This window comes from Selenomonas sp. F0473 (genome assembly GCF_000315545.1).
In the GTDB taxonomy this organism is placed as follows: Bacteria; Bacillota; Negativicutes; order Selenomonadales; family Selenomonadaceae; genus Centipeda.
In genome coordinates, this window is record NZ_JH992902.1 from 1,150,270 (window position 1) to 1,166,770 (window position 16,501).

Here is a 16,501-nt window from a genome sequence, read left to right on the forward strand (position 1 = left end):
AAAGGCGATATGCGGTACAACCCTTCTCCCCTAGAACCTTGAAAATATCTGCGGCTATTGCGACGGACAGCAAAAATCCCCCTCCCGAAGGAGGGGGATATATGTTGCGACTGCTGCCGCAGCTTGTTGGATGGGTTTAGAACATGAACTGAACGCGGCCGAAGAGCTTCTGCACCTTGTCGTCCGACTGTGCCTCAATGGTCTTGCCCTTGAAGTACTTCGCGGAGAACACGACGTTCTTGAACGGCGTATAGTTCGCGCCGAACTCGACGCCCTTCGAGCCGATGAGCGCACCGTCGTCCGTCGCGAAGACCGACGCGCCGCCGAGGTAACGATAGGCCGCGTATGCGCCCCACGAACCCTTATCCGCCGCATTTGCGCCCTTGTACTCGTACGCAACCTGATAGGACTTTTTGAGCTTGCTGCCGTCGATATCGTTGTTGTTCGCATAGGCGCCCGAGAGCATGTTGTTCTGATCAAAGCGATACCCGAGGTTCGCCGCCCAGATATTCATCTTGTCCTTGCCGTTCTTCGTGACGGAAGTGAGATCGTTCGAGCCGAGACGATAGTACGCGGCGCCGGCCATGAGCCCGCCCTTGTTGTACTGGAGCTCGGCACCCTGGTAGTTCGCCGTGTCGTTGTGCGTCAGCAGGTTCGTCTTGACGCCGTCATACGCGCCGTCCAGGTTCAGGCGGCCGGCCTGCAGCTTCAGCTGAACATCCTTGCCGAAGGTGGCCTCCGCGCCCGAGAACTCCTTATCGAACACGATCGAGCCCGGCGCCGCATAGCCCTCTGCGGAGTAGAGTTCCATCTTACCGAGCTTGACGTCGAAGTTGTCATAGGCGCCCTCTGCCCATGCGCGCTTCAGCTTGACATTAGCGTCGCTGTTGCGGCCGGACGCGTCGTCCTTCATGTTCGTCGACGCATCGAGACGCGCGTTCACGTGCCAGTGATCGTTGATCTCGGCGGACGGGTCGAGACGGAACAGGAGCTGATCGTCATTGACGCGTTTCTGGCCTTCCAGACGATTGCTCGTGTAGGTGTAGCGGAGCTGTCCTCTCCACTGGACCATGTCGGCATTGCGCTCGAGGTTCGAGACGCGGACGCCGAGGTTGTTGAGCTCATCCGCAAACTCGGCTGCGAGGCGGTCGACGAGCGCGCGGTCCGACGCGGACATGTCGCTCTTCGCCATCGCCTTTGCGACCATCTGCGCCATCTCATAACGCGTGATGTTGCGGTCACCGCGGAATGTGCCGTCGCCGTAGCCTTCGACAACGCCGTCGGCGGCGAGCTTGGTCACGGCATCGTACGCCCAGTGATCGCGGGGCACATCGGAGAACGGGTTCGCGGCTGCGAACGTGGTGCTTGCGGCACCGACGACGAGCACCGTCGCCAGTGCGGATACGAGAGTCTTCTTCATGATAAACTCCTCCTTTTGATAAATAGAACTTTATCGACTTCCAAAAGGAGTGCGGCGTCGCGGAAGTGTCCATGTTTCCTTTGCGCGGCATGTGCCCACCCTCTTGGATTGTCTTTATCATACCCCGCGCCGCGGCGAAATACAATGTTAATCAGATTAAAAATTTAGTACTAGGTAATAATTTTTCTGTTATTTTTACGCAAAAAAACTCATTCCCAACTCATAAGCGCCGCATTTCCCCTTCTCCCCCTGCATCAAAAATCCTCCGCCGCACCCGGGAGCCCCTAGGTGCGGCGGAGGATAAATCGGTTATGTAATGATATGCGGCAAGGAATAACGACGCCGCGAAGAAGACGCAGTTCCCCTCTGCTCCGGCCGCAGCGCTCGACAACATGACGAAGCTAGGCGCAAATATCGCGCATCACGCCGTCACGATACCGTAGCCTGAGTGGCGCGCAAGATTTGATGCATAGCAAGGAATGAGGAGATCGCGAAGGAAGGCGTAGTTATCCGCTACGTCGACCGCAGGATTTTTCGCAGTGACACAGCTATGCGCGAAAATCCCATGTCATACCAAAGATACGGGGGACGGCACCCGCACCCCCAGACTGTTCGTAAATATCTCTACCCGCACGCCGAACACCGCCGCAATGCGTTCCTCTGTAAGAACGTCCGCGGGGGTGCCGGTGGCGACGATCTCCCCCTGCCGCATGAGTACGATTTCATCGGCGTACTGCATGGCGTGCGCCATGTCGTGCAGCACCATGAGGATGGTAATGCCGCTGTCCTTGTTCAGCCGCGTGATGATCTCCATGACGCGCAGCTGGTGCGCGACATCGAGGTAGGTGGTCGGCTCGTCGAGGAGGAGCAGACGCGGGCGCTGGCTCAGCGCCATCGCAAGGTAGACGCGCTGCCGCTCGCCGCCCGAGAGCGTATGCACCTCGCGCTGCGCAAACGCATCGACGCGCGCCGTCTCCATCGCCCACGCGACGGCCGCGCGGTCGTCCGCCCCGTCGCGCGCCTGAAATATCCCGCGGTGCGAAAACCGCCCATAGGAGACGAGCTGCTCCACGGTAAGTCCGTGCGCCGTGCCGCGCTCCTGCGGCAGGATGGCGCGCACACGCGCGAGTTCCTTCTCCGAATAGCGGCCGAGTTCTTTGCCGTCGAGCAATATCTCTCCGGTATAGTGCGCGTTGAGCCCCGCAAGCGCGCGCAAAAGGGTCGTTTTGCCCGCGCCGTTGGGTCCGACGATCGCCGTTCGCCGGCCCGCCGCGACGGACACATTCAGCCCGTGCAGGATCTCTTTCCCCGCGATGCGGACATACAGATCGCGCGCCGTTACCCCCGCGCTCATAGCTGCCTCCGCAGGAGATAGAGGAAGAACGGCGCGCCGAGCGCCGCCATGATGATGCCGACGGGCAGCTCGAGCGGCGCGAAGAGCAGCCGCGCCGCCGTATCGCTGAGCGTCAGTACGCCGATGCCGAGCAGCGCCGCCGCCGGCAGGAGGAACCGATAGTCCGCGCCGATCATGAGCCGCGCCGCATGGGGGACGATGAGCCCGACGAAGCCGAGGAGGCCGACGACGGAGACGGCGCTCGCGGCAAGCAGCGCCGCAATCGCGGTCAGCATAACGCGCGTCTGCTCAACGGCGAGGCCGATGCCGCGCGCCATGTCGTCGCCAAGCTGCAGGATGTTCAGCCGCTGCGCCGCCAGCATCGCGAGCAGCCCCGCGCCGAGGGTATACGGCCAGAGCATTTCCACATGCGGCCACGTCCGCGCCGAAAGCCCGCCGACCATCCACATGAGCGCCCCCTGCACGCGGTCGCTGTAGAGGATCATCATGGCGGAGATACCCGCGCCAAGGAATGTCGACACCGCAACGCCCGCGAGGATGATCCGCGTCGGCCGAATGCCGTCGCGCCACGCGAGGATATAAATGAGGAACGCGGCGAACATCGCGCCGACAAACGCGCCCGGCGTGATGAGGAGCGCGGCGCCCGGCAGCGCGAGCATGATGAAGATGCCCGCAAGCCCCGCGCCCGACGAGATGCCGATGATGTGCGGATCGGCGAGCGGATTGCGCAGGATCGCCTGCAGGATCGCCCCCGAGAGCGAGAGATTGACGCCGACGAGCGCCGCGACGATCGTCCGCGGCAGGCGGATGTTCCAGAGAATTTGAGCGTGCACCGTATCGTGCGCGCCGCCGAGGATGGCAAAGATCTCCTCAAGGGGGATATCCGCGGATCCCTTGGCGACGGAAAGCAGCATCGCGCCTACGGCCGACGCGGCAAAGAGAACGAGCAGCGCGATTCGTTTTTTCATGGATAAACCAAATGCGCCATGTAGCGTACCGCCGCCGGATACTCGATGCCGGGACTGAAGAGGAAGAGATCCTGCGGCAGATAGTAGACGCGTCCTTCACGCACGGCGGAAACGCTCTGCCACGCGGGGCTCTCCGCAAACATCGCCTCCATCGAGGCGCGGATCTCGTCTTCTTTTCCCATACTCGTAACGAAGATGATGTCCGGGTTCTGCGCGACGAGAGTCTCCATGCTGTACGGCGCGGCGTCGGGGTTCTTATCGAGCGCGGCCATCCCGCTCGCCGTGTTCTCCCAGCCGAGCATGTTCGCGATCGAGCCCGCAATGCTGCCATCCAGCTGGACGGAAAGTCCCTGCCCCGTGCTGTGGATGATCGCGACGCGCTTCTTCTCCTGCGGGATGCCCGCCTTGACCTCGGCGATTTCCTTATCCATCTTCTCGACGAGGCTCTTCGCCTTATCAGGTTCTCCCGTGAGCGTCGCAAAGGTTGTCAACGTGCGCTTCACATCGTCATAACTCTTCATATCGATCACGATGCTGGGGATGCCGTTCGCGTCGAGCGTATCGATCAGTTTCTCATTGATGCCCTTGATGATGAGCACGAGATCCGGCTTGAGGGCCGCGATTTTTTCCACATCGATCTGATAAACGGGACCGATCTCGGCGACGTTCTGCGCCTCCGGGATCACCTTCGCCTTGCTTGCCGGCCGTCCGACGACCTCGCCGCCCACCGCATACAGCGGCGCGAGATAGGACACCGACGTCGTGACGATGCGCTGCGGCTTGTGCTCCAGCGTCACCGTACGGCCGCCGTCATCGGTAACGACGGCATACGCGCCGCTCTCCGCGGGCGCCGCGGCTTTGTCGGCGGGCGCGCCGCAGGCGGAGAAAAGAAGGGCGGAGGCGGCTAAGAATACGGCCGCACATTGTTTGATCATGATTAGTTCCTCCGTGTCAAGATGGTGGAAAGATAATTCAGCTTTTCATCCGCATGCCGCTCGAGGTTCTCGATGATCCGCTCCCCGTCCAGCCCCGCACGGCTGACGAGCACGGCCTCTTCCGCCATGTCGTTGCGGCGCAGGAGCTCGACGATCTCGGGGTAGTTGCGGTAAACCTTCATGATAACGGCGCTGGACGCCACGGCCATGACCTCCTCGATGCGTTCCTTCGGCGCGGTCGCGGGGATGATCGCGAGCACGTCGTTGCCCTCGACGATGGGACGGCCGATCCTGCTGCCGATCGCGGCAAACGCGGGAACGCCCGGGATGGTGACGATGTCGACGTCCTCGTGCGCGAGGAGGTGGAAAACATAGATATAGGTACTGAAAAACATAGGATCTCCGAGCGTCAGGAACGCGACGTTCTTGCCCGCGTTCAGGAGCGCGAGGATCTCCTCCTTGTTCGCTTCCCATGCGTCCGTGTTTTCCGCAAAGTCCTTGACCATCGGGAACACCTGATAGACGATTTCGATCCGATCCTTGAGATAGGGCCGCGCAATCTCGAGCGCAACGCTGCCCTCCTTCTTCTCCGTTTTGGGGGCAATCAGGACGTCTACCTGCTCGATCGCCTTGATCGCCTTGACCGTTAAGAGTTCCGGATCACCGGGACCGACGCCGATACCGAAAAATGTTCCGCGCATAAATTCTCCTTCCAAAAGATACTCCATGATGGATACTCAGCCCCACGGTGGAAGAACGTGAAAGCAAAAAATCCCCCTTTCATATTAGCCGTGAAGGCGTCTTTTGTCAATTGACGCGGCGCAGGATTTTCGCATAGAGGGAGCATCTTTGCGGCAAAGACGATGCGCCGCCATAAGGAGTTCAAGGGCGCAGCGGCGCGGCGCCCCTACGGAGGCGGCAACGGCGTTACATTCTCTCTCGATGATAATTGCGCCGCATTGATGTTTCGGTTCTATAAATGCCTGCATAAAAAAGGAGCCGCAGCGAAATCGTGTTTTTACACAATTTCGCTGCGGCTCCTTGTTAGACAAATTATGCCGAATTACATCAGCATTGCGAGCATCGTGCCCGCCGCGACGGCGGTGCCGATAACGCCGGCAACGTTCGGTCCCATGGCGTGCATGAGGAGGTAGTTGCCCGGCTTCGCCTTGATGCCGACAATCTGACTGACGCGCGCCGCCATCGGAACGGCGGAAACGCCCGCGGAGCCGATGAGCGGGTTGACTTTCCAGCCCGTCGCGCGGCACATGATCTTGCCGAGCCAGACGCCCGCGGCCGTGCCGAAGATGAATGCGACGAGGCCGAGGCAGATGATGAGGAGCGTCTCCGTAACGAGGAAGCTCTCCGCGCTCATCGTGAGTCCCGTGCCGAGCGCGAGGAAGATCGTGACCGTGTTGATCAGCGCGTTCTGCGCCGTATCGGAAAGACGATCCGTCACGCCGCTCTCACGGAAGAGGTTGCCGAGCATGAGCATGCCGAGCAGGGCGGCGATGGACGGAAGCAGAAGGCTGATGAAGATCGTCGAAACGATCGGGAACGCGATGCGTTCGAACTTCGTGACCTCGCGCGCCTGCTCCATGACGACTTCACGCTCTTTTTTGCTCGTGAAAAGCTTCATAACGGGCGGCTGGATCAGCGGAACGAGCGCCATGTAGGTGTACGCGGCAACGGCGATCGCGCCGAGCAGTTCCGGCGCCATCTTCGAAGCGAGGTAGATGGAGGTCGGGCCGTCCGCGCCGCCGATGATGCCGATCGCGCCCGCCTGCTGTGCGGTGAAGCCGAGCATCATCGCGCCGAGCAGGGCGACGAAGACGCCGAACTGCGCTGCGGCGCCCATGAGCAGACTCGAGGGGCGGGCGATCAGCGGGCCGAAGTCCGTCATCGCGCCGACGCCGAGGAAGATGAGCGGCGGGAAGATTTCATACTTGATGCCCATGCCGATGGCCGACATCACGCCCGGTTCTTCAAAGCCTGTGAGCGGGATGTTCGCGAGGATACAGCCGAATGCAATCGGGCTGAGCAGCAGCGGCTCGAAGTCCCTTGCAAACGCAAGATACAGGAGCACGAGCCCGACGATGATCATGATTAGATGCCCGCCGGTGAATGCCGAGAACCCGCTGCTCTCGGCGATCGCCTGCAGCGAGATAGTAAATGCGCTAATAAAATCCATTGTGTCACTCCCTCCCCGTCGTCACGAGCGCATGCCGCTCACGCGACCGTAGCCCGTCCATGCGGGCTGCTCTGCGGGACGTATCGCCTGAATTTGAGACGCGCTGCATCCGCACGCGCTGACGGCAGCCGCGATGACGGCGACCGTCTCCGCGTTGAGTCCGCCTGTCCGGGGTGCGGAAGCGGCGGGTGCAGTAGGAGCTGCGGTACCCAGAGGCTGAGCCGCAGGCGGCTCCGCCTTCTTCTTCGTCGGATCAATCCTATGGGTGATCTCGATCAGCGCCCATACTGCGATGAGTACGGTGAAAACGATGACCATGTTGATGATCATGATGACGAATGGGTTGTTGGTTACGGGTTGATGCATAAACTCACCTCATCCATAGATTTTAGGAACTCTCAGATTTATTAGATAGTTCCTCCTATACATGCCCTCTCCACGGAGCAATATGGTTAATATTATGCTTTATTTCAGACGATTTTACAAGGGTTTTTTCATTTTTCTTTCATGAAAAATATGCATAATTTTTATGCATAAAAGTTCTAACTCTTGGTTATGGCGTCAAAAGCCGCGCGTACGGCCGCATAGATCGTATCGTAGTCATCTCCCGGCTGCGCTTCGTAGCGTTTTTCCCCCGCCGCGAAGAGGCTCGGCACGTAGTAGTACATGCCCGCGTAGGGTTTCGTACGCGCGGGTTCGGCATTCTCGTCGATGTATTCGACGGGGACGTCCGCGTAGGCGCCGCCCTCGGCCTTCAGCGTCTGTATGGCGCGGCGCGCGTTCGCGCAGTACGGGCAGCCCGCCATCTCGATCATGGTCAATGTTTTCATAGATAACCTCTTTCTAGTGTGATAAATTTCAGCACCGTTTCAAATCCAGAGCGCCCTAAGACGCGCATATATCGCTCAGAGCACGGCAGCGCCGTGCCCCTACAGGACGCGCATAAATCGCGGCGATTACCCACGATGAAAAAGCTACTCATTGCGACGCATTCGACGAAATGACAACGCCGGGCGCGAAAATCCTGCGTCACTGTGACGCGTAAGCTTGGATGCATAGCGAGGAATTGAGACGAACGCGAGGAAGGCGTAGCCAAGACCTACGTCGACGAAGCGTTCGGCGAAAATGACAAAGCTAGGTACCAAGATCGCGCGTCACAATCATAGCATATTTTTTTATGCTAATACAACAAAAATTCTGCAAACACCTCGTTGCCGAACTTCATGCCGCGCGGTGTGAGCGCGGTAAAGCCGTCCGCGCGCCGCAGGAGCCCGCGCGCGACGAGCGGCGGCAGCGCCGCGCCGTAGACGGCCTCGAACGGCGTCCCCCACGCGCGGCGAAAATCCGCCTCGTCGATGCCCGCGGCGGTGCGCAGCGCGAGGAACGCATACTCCTCCATCGCCGCCGTCTGCGTGCGCGCGCCGTCCTCGGCACGGCGCACATCCTCGCCTGCCGTCACCCTACGGATATAGGCGGCGGCGTCGCGCTCGTTCTCCCAGCGGACGTTGTCGATATAGCCGTGCGCCCCCGCGCCGACGCCGAGGTAGGGCACGCTCCGCCAATAGCCGAGGTTGTGGCGGCTCTCATAGCCCGGGCGCGCAAAATTCGAAATCTCATAGCGCAGGTACCCGCGTGCGGGCAGTTCTGCCACGAGGTAGTCGTACATCTCCTCGGCCGTCTCCTCCGTCGGGAGCTCGAGCCGTCCCGCCGCCTCCGCCGCGGCAAAGGGCGTCCCTTCCTCGACGGTCAGCCCGTAAACCGAGATATGTTCGGGCGCAAGCGCAAGCGCCGCGCAGACGCTCTCCCGCACATCGACGAGGGTCTGCCCCGGCAGTCCGTACATAAGGTCGAGACTGATATTCGTAAAGTCCGCCGCGCGCGCCGCCCGGAATGCCGCGCGTGCCTCCGCCGCCGTATGGATGCGCCCGATGCGCCGAAGGAGCGCATCGTCAAAGCTCTGCACGCCGAGGCTGATGCGGTTCGCGCCCGCCGCGCGGAGCTGCCTAAAATACGCCTCGTCCACCGTACCGGGGTTCGCCTCGACGGTCATCTCCTCCGGGATCCCCGCCGCCTCCCGCAGCGCGGAGATGATCCCCGTAAGCAGATGCGCCGGCAGCGCTGTCGGCGTCCCCCCGCCGAAGTAGGCGGTCGCGGCGCTCCCCCACCGCGTGAAAAGCGGCGGCGCCGCATGCCGGATCTCTGCGCGCAGCGCCGCCGCATATTGTTCCTGTTCGCGCACCGTCTCCGTCCCCATAGACGCGGAGACAAAGTCGCAATACGCGCATTTTTTCACACAATAGGGAATGTGGACATAGACGCCCCACGCCCTTTTTTCATTCGTCAATTTTCAGCACCGCCATGAACGCCTCCTGCGGCAACTCCACGCTGCCGACCGCCTTCATGCGCTTTTTGCCCTCTTTCTGCTTCTCGAGCAGCTTGCGTTTGCGTGTGATGTCGCCGCCGTAACACTTTGCGAGAACGTCCTTGCGGCGTGCGCGCACGTTCTCGCGCGCGATGATCTTGCTCCCGATCGCGGCCTGGATAGGGATCTCGAACATCTGCTGCGGGATGATCTCCTTGAGCTTCACGGCGAGCTGACGGCCGCGCCCCACGGCGCGGTCGCGGTGGACGATGGTCGAGAGCGCGTCCACGGGATCGCCGTTGAGGAGGATATCGAGCTTGACGAGGCTGCCCGTCCGATAGTCGATGAGTTCGTAATCAAGGGAGGCGTAGCCGCGTGTGGCGGACTTGAGGCGGTCGAAGTAGTCGTAAAGAATCTCGTTGAGCGGGATTTCATAGATGATCATGACGCGCGTCGCGTCGAGATAGTCCATGGTCTTGAAGATGCCGCGCTTTTCCTGCGAAATCTCCATGACCGCGCCGACGTAGTCCTTCGGCACGATGACGGTCGCCTTGACATACGGCTCCTCGATATGATCAATTTCAGTCTGCGGCGGCAGATCGGCGGGATTGCTGACCTCGCGTATCGTGCCGTCCGTACGGTAGACCCGGTAGACGACGGACGGCGCGGTCATGATGAGCCCGAGGTTGTACTCGCGCTCGAGCCGCTCCTGTATGACGTCCATGTGCAGGAGTCCGAGGAAGCCGCAGCGGAAGCCGAAGCCGAGCGCGATGGAGGTCTCGGGTTCAAAGACGAGCGCGGCGTCGTTGAGCCGGAGCTTTTCGAGCGCCTCGCGGAGGTTCTCATAGTCCTTGCTGTCCTCGGGGTAAAGCCCGCAGAACACCATCGGCGTGACGCCGCGGTAGCCCGGCAATGCCTCGGCGGCGGGGCGCTCCGCGCTCGTCACGGTGTCGCCGACGCGCACGTCGCGCACGTCCTTGAGCGCCCCCGCGATAAAGCCGACCTCGCCCGTGCCGAGCGCGCCCGTATCCACGGGCTGCGGGCGGAAACAGCCGACGTCCGTCACCTCGAAGGTCCTCTCCGTCGCCATAAGTTTTAATTTCATGCCCTTTTTGATGCCGCCTTCCTTGACGCGGACATGGGCGATAACGCCCTTGTACGGGTCGAAGTAGGAATCGAAGATGAGCGCGCGCAGGGACGCGTCCGCGTCTCCCTCCGGCGGCGGGACGTAGGCGACGATGGCGTCGAGAATTTCCTTGATGCCGATGCCCGTCTTTGCCGAGGCGAACACCGCCGCGCTCGTATCGAGCCCGATGGTATCCTCGATCTCGCGGGCCACGCGCTCGGGTTCGGCGCTCGGCAGGTCGATTTTGTTGATGACGGGGAGGATTTCGAGGTCGTGTTCGAGCGCGAGGTAGACGTTCGCCAGCGTCTGCGCCTCCACGCCCTGCGCCGCATCCACGACGAGGAGCGCGCCCTCGCACGCGGCAAGGCTGCGCGAGACCTCATAGTTAAAGTCGACGTGCCCCGGGGTGTCGATGAGGTTCAGCTCGTACATCTCGCCGTCGGCGCCGCGATAGTCGAGGCGAACGGTCTGCGCCTTGATGGTGATGCCGCGCTCGCGCTCAAGATCCATGCTGTCAAGCACCTGCGCCTCCATCTCGCGCGCGCTGAGCGTGCCCGTGTACTCGATGAGGCGGTCGGCGATGGTCGATTTGCCGTGGTCGATGTGGGCGATGATGGAAAAATTGCGGATATGCGTCTGCTCCATGGGGCTCCCCTTCTCCTCTGCGATAGCTTTTCGAGATAATTTCCTATTATATTATATGACGACTTGAAAGACGTCCTGCTGTCTGTTTGTGATAAAAATCTCAATCTCTCCGCGCTCGTTCTCAAGCGCCGCGCGCAGGTGCTCCGCCAGAACGGAGACGACGGGGAACTCCGTGCCGAAATGTCCGGCGTCGACAACGTGCATGCCCAGCTCGACGGCGCGCTGGGCCTCGTGGTACTTCACATCGCCCGTGACGTAGACGTCCGCGCCGCGGATCGCCGCCTTGTCGATGAACTCCGCGCCCGCCCCGCCGCAGACGGCGACACACCGCACGGGGCGATTCGCCGCGGCGGCAAGGCGCACATGGGAAACATGGAGAGATGTTTTTACATGGCCGGCAAAGTCCTCTATGGAGACGGGTGCGGGCAGCGTGCCGATGCGCCCGAGGCTCTCCACCTCGCCGTCCGACTCCCCCGTGACGACGAATGCGGAGAGTTTTTCAAGTCCGAGGCGGGCCGCGAGGACGTCGTTGACCCCGCCGCGCGCGATGTCGAGATTCGTATGGGCGGCGGCAACGGCAATGTGATGCGTCACGAGTTTCGCAAGACGCCGCCCGAGCGGGAGGTCGGTGCGCAGTTGTTTCATGCCGTGGAAAATCGCGGGATGGTGCGCGACGATCATGTCCGCCTTGCGTTCGATCGCTTCATCTACGACGGCATCGTCCACGTCGAGCGCGACCATGATGCGGCTCACCTTCTGCGCAAAGCTCCCGACAAGGAGTCCGGGATTGTCCCAGTCCTCGGCGAGGCTGCGCGGGGCGAGGTGGTCCAATGCGTTCATTATGACTTGACAGCTTAACATATTCTCTCCTTAGGTGGGACGAGATATTGGCGCCTCGCTGTGTCACTGCGAAAAATCCTGCGGTCGACGTAGGTCTTATCTACGCCCTCCCTTGGATTTTTCTAGTTCCTTGCGATGCATCCAATCTTTCGCCCCACTGATTAACGGTTTTATCAAGCGGGATTTTCGCGTCACGGGGTGATAGTCACGTTCCTAGTTACCGCGTGCCGCGCGGCGTTTGCCGCAGCGATTTTTAAGCCATGCTTTTTTCGCAAGGCAAATGCCAAGCGGCAATCATACGTCACTATATTTTTAAAAGCTCCTCCAGCGCCGCGATTCGCTCCGTCACCGCGCGGTATGCGCGGCTCGTGCGCGCCTCTTTGCTCTGCGCCATCCCCTCTGCGGCGCGGCGTAGCTTGGCAATCTTTTCGGCAATAAATGCCGCGAGCAGGGGGTCGCGTTTTTCAATAAGGTTTTCCCCGACATGGAGGAAGACGTCTGCGGGCATCTCTGCGCGCCCGGGTTCTGCGCGGATGATTTCGTAGATGCGCCCGCCTGCGCGCGCGAGCGCCTCGTCCGCCGCGTGCCAGCCGTTCTCATAGAGCCAGGCGCGCAGCCTTGCCGCGCCGTTCATCGGCTGAAGAACGAGGGCTTTCACATGGGCAAGAACGTCCGGATTTCTCCCCAAAATCTGCGCGATCAGCGCGCCGCCCATCCCGGCGATCACAACGGCCTCCGCCTCGCCGGGCACGAGCACCGAGAGGCCGTCGCCCTGCCGCACGGCAATCCGATCCGCGAGCACATGGGCCTGTACGGTGCGCCGCGCCGCCGCGCACGCCCCCGCGCTGAGATCGCCGACGACGCCGCGGGGCGCCCCCCCGTCCCGCACCAAGGCGGCGGCGAGATAGGCATGGTCCCCGCCGATATCCGCAAACGAGGTTCCGGGAGGGACGAACGCCGCGATCGCGGCCAGACGCGCATCAAGTTGAATCATTTTCCCTCAATAATCACAGAATAAAAAGAAAGGGTGTAACGCTGCGTTACACCCTCGCATATACAAATGGCTCCTCGAACAGGACTCGAACCTGTGACATTCTGATTAACAGTCAGACGCTCTACCGACTGAGCTATCGAGGAATGTGTCAGACGCGCTTATTATAAAGGCTGTGACCCGTCCTGTCAAGGAAATATTTCCCCTCTTACTTTACCCTCGCCCCGTCGAGCGCGCTGCGGACGCTCTTCTGCGCGCGGCGGAGTTTCTCGATTTCCTCCTCCGACAGCCGCACCTCGAAGGAGCGGACGACGCCGTCCTGGCTGAGCATGCGCGGGATCGAGAGCGCGACGTCGTCGATGCCGTATTCGCCCTTCATCGCGGCGGCGCACGGCAGAATCGTGTGCTCGTTGTATAGGATCGCCTTGATGAAGCGGCAGACGACCATCGCGATGCCCGTGTTCGTATAGCCTTTGAGATTGATCACATCATAGGCGGTCTGAATCAATCCTTTCTCCACGTCCGCACGGCTGAGTTTTTCCTTCAAATGGAAATACTCGTCCAAATGATCGATGCCAAAGCCCGCGCAGTTGACGGTCGACCATGCGACGAACGCGTCGTTGCCGTGCTCGCCGAGGACGTAGCCGTGGATGTTCTTCGGATCCATGTCGTAATGCTCGGCGAGGATATAGCGGAAGCGGTAGGTCTCGAGCATCGTGCCCGTGCCGAGGATCTTCTCGCGCGGATAGTCGAACTCGGTCGAGACGACATAGGTCGCCACGTCGAGCGGATTCGTCACCATGATGATCATGGCTTCCTTCGTATGCTTCGTGATCTCGCTGAAGATGGAGCGCATGATCTTCGTATTCGTGCTCGCGAGCTTCAGCCGATCGGGCGTCTGCCCGGGCAGGATGGACGGCCCCGCCGTGATGACGATGAATCCCGCGTCTTTGCAGTCCTCATAGGCACCGGGATGGATCTTGATATTCGTGCTGTACGGCGAGGACATCGCATGGCTCGTGTCGAGCGCCTCGCCGCGCGCACGGTCCATATCGAGATCGATGAGCGCAATCTCGGAGGCCAGCTGAAAATCCGCGATCTTGTTCAGCACGGCGGAGCCTACGTTGCTCGTCCCGATGATGACGATTTTCCCCTTATTGACGGCCATAAAAATACCCCCTTAAAAACAATAAAACCCGACCGCACACAGTTCATGTGGAGTCGGGTGTCGTGTGAACGAAATGATAATTTTTGACAGCATCGCGCAGCACTTCTTTCGGGCAGATGCCGCAGGATTCCCTGCACGGTCATCGTAGCACTCCGGCACGCGCTTGTCAATGGGTTTTTATTCCAAAAAATCCCGCAGGACTTTGCTGCGGCTCGGGTGGCGGAGTTTCCGGAGCGCCTTTGCCTCGATCTGACGGATGCGCTCGCGCGTGACGCCGAAGCTCTGTCCGACCTCTTCGAGCGTGCGCGAGCGTCCGTCCTCGAGGCCGAACCGCAGGCGCAGGACGTTCTTCTCACGATCGGTGAGGGTCTCGAGGACTTCCTCGAGCTGCTCGCGGAGCAGCATGAACGACGCCGCCTCCGCGGGGGCGGGGGCCGCCTCATCCTCGATGAAGTCGCCGAGGTGGGAGTCCTCCTCCTCGCCGATCGGCGTCTCGAGCGATACGGGCTCCTGCGCGATCTTCATGATCTCGTGCACACGCGCAACGGTGATGTTCATCTCTTTGGCAATCTCTTCGGGCCGCGGATCGCGGCCGAGTTCCTGGAGAAGCTGGCGGGAGATGCGCACGAGTTTGTTGATCGTCTCCACCATATGCACGGGAATGCGGATCGTCCGCGCCTGGTCCGCGATCGCGCGCGTAATCGCCTGCCGGATCCACCATGTCGCGTAGGTGCTGAATTTATAGCCTTTGCTGTAGTCGAACTTTTCGACCGCCTTGAGGAGGCCGAGGTTCCCCTCCTGGATGAGGTCGAGGAAGAGCATGCCGCGGCCGACGTAGCGTTTGGCGATGCTCACGACGAGGCGCAGGTTTGCCTCCTCGAGCCGGTGACGCGCCTCCTCGTCGCCCGCCTCCATCTGCCGGGCGAGTTCGACTTCCTCCTCGGCGGTGAGGAGGGGCACATGGCCGATTTCCTTCAGGTACATGCGGACGGGATCGTCGAGGCTCACGCCCTCGGGGATGGAGAGATCGATCTCGACCTCTTCCTCCTTCTCCGCGGGCTCCTCGGGCGCGGGTTCATCGGCGTTCGACGCCGTGTTGTCGACAATGTCGACGCCCTCGTCGTTGAAGCGTTGATACATATCGTCCATTTCATCGGGGGACATATCCTGTTTTTGCAGTGCGTCGATCAGTTCGCCGTATGTCAGCGAACCGCCGTTTTTCTTGCCCTTGGCAAGCAGGCGTTCAATGATATCGGTGCTCGGCGCCTTTTTTTGCTCCGTCCCCTCTGCCATAACGCTGTCCTCCTACTGTAAACCGGTTTCGTTAAAAGTCAAAATTTCCTTGTAATTTACGCAGCCGCACGGGATGCCGGAGTTTCCGGAGCGCCTTCGCCTCGATCTGACGGATGCGCTCGCGCGTCACGCCGAAACTCTGCCCGACCTCTTCGAGCGTGCGCGAGCGTCCGTCCTCGAGGCCGAACCGCAGGCGCAGCACCTCCGCCTCGCGCGGGGCGAGGGTGTTTAAGACCTCCGAGATCTGCTCTTTGAGCAGCATCATGGACGCCGCGTCCGCAGGATCCGGAGCCGCCTCGTCCTCGATGAAATCGCCGAGGTGGGAATCCTCCTCCTCGCCGATCGGCGTCTCGAGCGATACGGGCTCCTGGGCAACCTTCATGATCTCGCGCACGCGCGCGACGCTGAGGCCCATCTCCTTGGCGATCTCTTCGGCCGTGGCGTCGCGGCCGAGTTCCTGCAGGAGCCGCCGCGAAACGCGAACGAGTTTATTGATCGTCTCCACCATATGCACAGGGATGCGGATCGTCCGCGCCTGATCCGCGATCGCGCGCGTAATCGCCTGCCGAATCCACCATGTCGCGTAGGTGCTGAATTTATAGCCTTTGCTGTAGTCGAACTTTTCGACTGCCTTTAAAAGGCCGAGGTTCCCCTCCTGGATGAGGTCGAGGAAGAGCATGCCGCGGCCGACATAGCGTTTGGCAATGCTCACGACGAGGCGCAGATTTGCCTCCTCGAGCCGCCGCCGCGCGGTATCGTCGCCCGCCTCCATGCGCCGGGCGAGGTCAACTTCCTCCTCCGCCGTGAGAAGGGGCACGCGCCCGATCTCCTTGAGGTACATACGGACGGGATCGTCGAGGCTCACGCCCTCGGGCACGGTGAGTTCGAGGCCGGCCTCCTCGTCTTTGTCGATATCCGCATCGTCTGCGCCGTCCTCCGCCGCAAGCGCATCCATATCCGTATCGTCCACAATCTCGACGCCGAGGTCTTGGAATCGCCGGTACAGATCGTCCATCTCATCCGGGGACATATCGCCGTTTCCCAGCGCTTCGGCCAGTTCGCTGAACGTCAGCGTACCGCCTTTTTCTGCGCCTCTCCTCAGCAGTTCGTCAACGCGCTCCGTACCGCGTTCTTCTTCGGGCGCAATCAGCGCCGCCGTTGCCTGCATCGTGTCCCCTCCTTTCGGTTCTCTCTAAAACAATCGGTTT

At 61.1% G+C, this 16,501-nt stretch carries 15 protein-coding genes and 1 tRNA gene; all 16 read right to left on the minus strand.

The window, feature by feature from the left end; translation table 11 throughout:
* Window positions 1-136: 136 nt before the first annotated feature.
* Window positions 137-1,420, minus strand: a complete 1,284-nt coding sequence (locus HMPREF9161_RS05310; protein WP_009728660.1) for an S-layer homology domain-containing protein — start codon at window positions 1,418-1,420, stop codon at window positions 137-139.
* A 568-nt stretch (window positions 1,421-1,988) separates the two neighbouring features.
* The gene (locus HMPREF9161_RS05315; RefSeq protein WP_009728661.1) at window positions 1,989-2,774 is read right to left on the minus strand and encodes an ABC transporter ATP-binding protein; all 786 of its coding nucleotides are present in this window, start codon (window positions 2,772-2,774) and stop codon (window positions 1,989-1,991) included.
* Complete coding sequence (locus HMPREF9161_RS05320) at window positions 2,771-3,742, minus strand: iron ABC transporter permease (protein WP_009728662.1); 972 nt, start codon at window positions 3,740-3,742, stop codon at window positions 2,771-2,773. The genes HMPREF9161_RS05315 and HMPREF9161_RS05320 overlap by 4 nt, the downstream gene beginning before the upstream one ends.
* The gene (locus tag HMPREF9161_RS05325; RefSeq protein ID WP_009728663.1) at window positions 3,739-4,677 is read right to left on the minus strand and encodes an ABC transporter substrate-binding protein; all 939 of its coding nucleotides are present in this window, start codon (window positions 4,675-4,677) and stop codon (window positions 3,739-3,741) included. Before HMPREF9161_RS05325 ends, HMPREF9161_RS05320 begins: the two co-directional genes overlap by 4 nt.
* 2 nt (window positions 4,678-4,679) lie before the next feature.
* Window positions 4,680-5,378, minus strand: a complete 699-nt coding sequence (cobI, locus tag HMPREF9161_RS05330; protein ID WP_009728664.1) for a precorrin-2 C(20)-methyltransferase — start codon at window positions 5,376-5,378, stop codon at window positions 4,680-4,682.
* Between the two features lie 362 nt (window positions 5,379-5,740).
* Window positions 5,741-6,868 carry a sodium ion-translocating decarboxylase subunit beta gene (locus HMPREF9161_RS05335; RefSeq protein ID WP_009728665.1) on the minus strand — a complete coding sequence of 376 codons (1,128 nt, stop codon included), beginning with the start codon at window positions 6,866-6,868 and terminating at the stop codon, window positions 5,741-5,743.
* A 21-nt stretch (window positions 6,869-6,889) separates the two neighbouring features.
* Window positions 6,890-7,234, minus strand: coding sequence for an OadG family protein (locus HMPREF9161_RS05340; RefSeq protein WP_009728666.1), 345 nt, complete (start codon window positions 7,232-7,234; stop codon window positions 6,890-6,892).
* Window positions 7,235-7,410: 176 nt separating this feature from the next.
* Window positions 7,411-7,698 carry a hypothetical protein gene (locus HMPREF9161_RS05345; RefSeq protein ID WP_009728667.1) on the minus strand — a complete coding sequence of 96 codons (288 nt, stop codon included), beginning with the start codon at window positions 7,696-7,698 and terminating at the stop codon, window positions 7,411-7,413.
* 350 nt (window positions 7,699-8,048) lie between these two features.
* Entirely contained in the window at window positions 8,049-9,212 is a 1,164-nt protein-coding gene (gene hemW, locus HMPREF9161_RS05350) for a radical SAM family heme chaperone HemW (protein ID WP_009728668.1), read from the minus strand.
* Complete coding sequence (lepA, locus tag HMPREF9161_RS05355) at window positions 9,202-11,001, minus strand: translation elongation factor 4 (RefSeq protein WP_009728669.1); 1,800 nt, start codon at window positions 10,999-11,001, stop codon at window positions 9,202-9,204. Before lepA ends, hemW begins: the two co-directional genes overlap by 11 nt.
* A gap of 51 nt (window positions 11,002-11,052) precedes the next feature.
* The gene (locus tag HMPREF9161_RS05360) at window positions 11,053-11,862 is read right to left on the minus strand and encodes a Nif3-like dinuclear metal center hexameric protein (RefSeq protein WP_009728670.1); all 810 of its coding nucleotides are present in this window, start codon (window positions 11,860-11,862) and stop codon (window positions 11,053-11,055) included.
* A 283-nt stretch (window positions 11,863-12,145) separates the two neighbouring features.
* Entirely contained in the window at window positions 12,146-12,835 is a 690-nt protein-coding gene (locus HMPREF9161_RS05365; RefSeq protein ID WP_009728671.1) for a class I SAM-dependent methyltransferase, read from the minus strand.
* Window positions 12,836-12,902: 67 nt separating this feature from the next.
* Window positions 12,903-12,978: transfer RNA gene (locus tag HMPREF9161_RS05370), tRNA-Asn, on the minus strand.
* A 62-nt stretch (window positions 12,979-13,040) separates the two neighbouring features.
* Entirely contained in the window at window positions 13,041-14,000 is a 960-nt protein-coding gene (locus HMPREF9161_RS05375; protein WP_009728672.1) for an L-lactate dehydrogenase, read from the minus strand.
* A gap of 177 nt (window positions 14,001-14,177) precedes the next feature.
* Entirely contained in the window at window positions 14,178-15,293 is a 1,116-nt protein-coding gene (gene rpoD / locus HMPREF9161_RS05380; RefSeq protein WP_009728673.1) for an RNA polymerase sigma factor RpoD, read from the minus strand.
* A gap of 31 nt (window positions 15,294-15,324) precedes the next feature.
* Complete coding sequence (gene rpoD / locus HMPREF9161_RS05385) at window positions 15,325-16,461, minus strand: RNA polymerase sigma factor RpoD (protein WP_009728674.1); 1,137 nt, start codon at window positions 16,459-16,461, stop codon at window positions 15,325-15,327.
* Window positions 16,462-16,501: the final 40 nt, after the last annotated feature.

Excerpts from the sequence above, each read along its gene's own strand:
- HMPREF9161_RS05310 (WP_009728660.1), bottom strand. The coding sequence starts at position 1,420 with ATGAAGAAGACTCTCGTATCCGCACTGGCGACGGTGCTCGTCGTCGGT.
- HMPREF9161_RS05315 (WP_009728661.1), bottom strand. The coding sequence starts at position 2,774 with ATGAGCGCGGGGGTAACGGCGCGCGATCTGTATGTCCGCATCGCGGGG.
- HMPREF9161_RS05320 (WP_009728662.1), bottom strand. The coding sequence starts at position 3,742 with ATGAAAAAACGAATCGCGCTGCTCGTTCTCTTTGCCGCGTCGGCCGTA.
- HMPREF9161_RS05325 (WP_009728663.1), bottom strand. The coding sequence starts at position 4,677 with ATGATCAAACAATGTGCGGCCGTATTCTTAGCCGCCTCCGCCCTTCTT.
- cobI (WP_009728664.1), bottom strand. The coding sequence starts at position 5,378 with ATGCGCGGAACATTTTTCGGTATCGGCGTCGGTCCCGGTGATCCGGAA.
- HMPREF9161_RS05335 (WP_009728665.1), bottom strand. The coding sequence starts at position 6,868 with ATGGATTTTATTAGCGCATTTACTATCTCGCTGCAGGCGATCGCCGAG.
- HMPREF9161_RS05340 (WP_009728666.1), bottom strand. The coding sequence starts at position 7,234 with ATGCATCAACCCGTAACCAACAACCCATTCGTCATCATGATCATCAAC.
- HMPREF9161_RS05345 (WP_009728667.1), bottom strand. The coding sequence starts at position 7,698 with ATGAAAACATTGACCATGATCGAGATGGCGGGCTGCCCGTACTGCGCG.
- lepA (WP_009728669.1), bottom strand. The coding sequence starts at position 11,001 with ATGGAGCAGACGCATATCCGCAATTTTTCCATCATCGCCCACATCGAC.
- HMPREF9161_RS05360 (WP_009728670.1), bottom strand. The coding sequence starts at position 11,862 with ATGTTAAGCTGTCAAGTCATAATGAACGCATTGGACCACCTCGCCCCG.
- HMPREF9161_RS05365 (WP_009728671.1), bottom strand. The coding sequence starts at position 12,835 with ATGATTCAACTTGATGCGCGTCTGGCCGCGATCGCGGCGTTCGTCCCT.
- HMPREF9161_RS05375 (WP_009728672.1), bottom strand. The coding sequence starts at position 14,000 with ATGGCCGTCAATAAGGGGAAAATCGTCATCATCGGGACGAGCAACGTA.
- rpoD (WP_009728673.1), bottom strand. The coding sequence starts at position 15,293 with ATGGCAGAGGGGACGGAGCAAAAAAAGGCGCCGAGCACCGATATCATT.
- rpoD (WP_009728674.1), bottom strand. The coding sequence starts at position 16,461 with ATGCAGGCAACGGCGGCGCTGATTGCGCCCGAAGAAGAACGCGGTACG.